The sequence below is a fragment of the Mesorhizobium sp. M0998 genome, from assembly GCF_040318885.1.
Classification (GTDB): domain Bacteria; phylum Pseudomonadota; class Alphaproteobacteria; order Rhizobiales; family Rhizobiaceae; genus Mesorhizobium.
In genome coordinates this window covers 1-2059 of sequence record NZ_JAMYND010000102.1, presented here as the reverse complement: position 1 = coordinate 2059, position 2059 = coordinate 1, and the positions used below count along the sequence as shown (strand labels likewise).

Below are 2059 nucleotides of genomic sequence, written 5' to 3'. Positions count from 1 at the left end.
GCGCTGTGCAGCAGGATACGAACTGCGGTCGAGGCCGCAGACCGCTTGATGGAGATCGATCCCCCCAGCTTTGAACGACATCACGCGGGTTGAACTGGGCCGGCGTTCATTCGTCGCGGCCTTGCGGCACGCTGCCGCAAGAGCCTGCCCTGTTGGCATCACAGCGTGAGCAAACATTGGACAGAAGCATTCCAACGTTCACGATGTGCAACGCGGACGCCAAACCGACACGAATCTTCAGTTCAAAGAGCGAGGATAATGCTGCGGCAAACGAAGATGGCACGGGGGTCTTCGCGCGAGCCGGTTATGCGATCTCCCGCTCAGAAATTTATACTTAATATTCCGACGTCCTGATGGAACCCATTCGTTGCGGGCGAGTTGCGGCTCATTGGGAGGGACTTCCATGGCAACCAGCAACAAAGCAGACCATCAGTCTGTCTCCGAAGCGTTTCGGAAACTGATCCGTTCCGAGGACTATCGTCATAACGTACAAACGTTCTTAAATCTGGGGGTCGAACCAGAACTGCCGCCAAACCTTCAGTCATTACTTGCGGCTATTGATCGGACCAAAGAGGGGCCGACCGAAGAAGTCCCTTTGCGGGCTGGCTGAGCTCAAAGCGGAAGAGTACAGAGGCTCGCTCCGTACTTGTTTCTCTGGTTCCCGCTAAGAAATTTCCATCAAACATTCTTCTTGATTTTTCCCGACAGAGGATCATGAATGTTCCGCGTGGGTTCTCGCTGAGGTGGGAGGCCTAGTATGAACGTTTGGACGAACTGCCGACCGAGCAAAGTGACTGCCCATAAGCTTGTTAAAGAGCTGATCTTACAAGCCGGTCGCGGCCAAATCATCTCCGTGAAAGAGACCATCGCAGCGGTGCGCCGAGCCGGGCCGCATCTGGTGGAAAGTGACTGCGCGCTGGTCGAGCTTATTGTCGAGATTGGCCCAGCCTTTGGCCTGTTCGTCGCGTTCGACCTTCGCGAATAGCCACATGGCAACCCATTGGTTCAACCCTCGAGAGCGGCACGGGGAACTTCGCGCGAGCTGGTCATCCAATCCCGGCTCAGAGATTCTCACCAAATTATTCGCTTCCCCTTCGGAACCCTTTCACAACGAAAGTGTTTCAGACCGAATGTGGGAACGACCTTATGCCGGCACGACCAACAGCAGGGACAGCCTTTCAACGGCTGATCAGCTCAGAAGATAATCGTCAGATGCTCCGCAACAGGCTTGGTCTCGAAGTCGACGAGAAACTGCCGGCGTCCCTTGCTGCATTGTTGCAGGAGCTTGAGCGGCGAGAGCAGGTCGAGGTTGATTGGAGCGCCACCACTTTGGCAGCGCGGGCTTCTATGGCCTTCGACGAACCAGAAGGAAGCTTCAGTGACCCTCATGGCCATGCTGCGTAGGGGACGTGCCTTCCGAGGGATGATCAGTTCGGAAGACTACTGCCGGAAGCTGCGCAGGCTCCTAAGGTTTGTAGGCGAACCAACTCTGACACCGACGCTTGCCACACTGGCGCGGGAGCTTTCAGAGCAGTCTGAGCTGCGGAAGCTGGAATCGGCCGACAAAATTCCATAGTTGCCCGACATTTCCCCACATGACAACCCACTGGTTCAACCCTCCGATCCCTGTCAAGACTGAGCGTCTCGGGATCATCCGCAATGTCAACAACGCCGAGGCAGCCGGCGAGGAACTGATGAACTGGACCAAGCGTGGCCCTTGTGGGACGTCGCGGTGCGTGTTTGCATGGCCGTGATTTTCGACGAGATGGAACCTGAGAAGGCTCGCAAGGCGTTCCTGGCTGCTGCAAAAGAGGAGGGGACGTTACTCCCCCCAATGGCAACTAGCTAACTTGGATGGCGGTAAAGATTCTCTGACCAACACCGCCTTCGCGAAAGGAGCCCGCCGCCGGTGAGGAAGAGAGGCGACGGACCCCCCTACAGCGGCTGCACATCACGAAGAATCCGCTGCCGCCTCTAGAGCGGTTCCTGATTTGACGGAATCGAAGGGGATTCCGGATCAGTCGGTTTTGTGATTCAAGATGCTGGCTGGAGTGGAGGC

Annotated in this window: 3 protein-coding genes and 1 pseudogene; all 4 read left to right on the top strand. The window is 56.5% G+C overall.

Annotated features, from left to right (window positions below):
- Nucleotides 1–403: 403 nt before the first annotated feature.
- Nucleotides 404–610 carry a hypothetical protein gene (locus NKH59_RS33230; RefSeq protein WP_353024449.1) on the top strand — a complete coding sequence of 69 codons (207 nt, stop codon included), beginning with the start codon at nucleotides 404–406 and terminating at the stop codon, nucleotides 608–610.
- Nucleotides 611–757: 147 nt separating this feature from the next.
- The gene (locus NKH59_RS33225) at nucleotides 758–985 is read left to right on the top strand and encodes a hypothetical protein (RefSeq protein WP_352473844.1); all 228 of its coding nucleotides are present in this window, start codon (nucleotides 758–760) and stop codon (nucleotides 983–985) included.
- 161 nt (nucleotides 986–1146) lie between these two features.
- Complete coding sequence (locus NKH59_RS33220) at nucleotides 1147–1404, top strand: hypothetical protein (RefSeq protein ID WP_352542948.1); 258 nt, start codon at nucleotides 1147–1149, stop codon at nucleotides 1402–1404.
- A gap of 265 nt (nucleotides 1405–1669) precedes the next feature.
- Nucleotides 1670–1849: pseudogene (locus NKH59_RS33215) on the top strand (DUF982 domain-containing protein); the annotation flags it as partial.
- Nucleotides 1850–2059 lie beyond the last annotated feature (210 nt).

What these genes read in the sequence shown, in the direction of transcription:
- NKH59_RS33230 (WP_353024449.1), top strand. Translation starts at nt 404, where the DNA reads ATGGCAACCAGCAACAAAGCAGACCATCAGTCTGTCTCCGAAGCGTTT.
- NKH59_RS33225 (WP_352473844.1), top strand. Translation starts at nt 758, where the DNA reads ATGAACGTTTGGACGAACTGCCGACCGAGCAAAGTGACTGCCCATAAG.
- NKH59_RS33220 (WP_352542948.1), top strand. Translation starts at nt 1,147, where the DNA reads ATGCCGGCACGACCAACAGCAGGGACAGCCTTTCAACGGCTGATCAGC.